This is a genomic window from Staphylococcus pasteuri (assembly GCF_030547725.1).
In the GTDB taxonomy this organism is placed as follows: domain Bacteria; phylum Bacillota; class Bacilli; order Staphylococcales; family Staphylococcaceae; genus Staphylococcus; species Staphylococcus pasteuri.
Genome location: NZ_JAUOQO010000648.1, coordinates 1 through 251, shown reverse-complemented (window position 1 = coordinate 251; position 251 = coordinate 1). Strand labels below are relative to the sequence as shown.

The 251-nt window shown below is 49.8% G+C and carries 1 protein-coding gene; it reads left to right on the top strand.

Annotation, left to right across the window (positions count from 1 at the left end; translation table 11 throughout):
* Positions 1 to 8: 8 nt before the first annotated feature.
* The coding region (locus Q4528_RS15040; protein ID WP_512701003.1) for a site-specific integrase at positions 9 to 251 on the top strand (243 nt) is incomplete at its 3' end.

Genomic DNA, 251 nt, shown 5'->3' with positions numbered 1-251 from the left:
ACACAGGACTGAGAATATCAGACCTACTGCAATTGAAGAAGGAGGACTTGTTACAGACACACTTGAAACTGCGGGAGAAGAAGACGAGGAAGGAAAAGAGGATCCGAATTCCGCCGGCCATACGAAATGAGCTGATCGAATATGCCAAGACGCTCAAAGACGGCGAATATGCCTTTCGAAGCCGACAAGGAGGGAATCGGCCTATTGATCGTTCCACGGCCTATCGCATTTTGCGTGAGGCGGCTGAATAC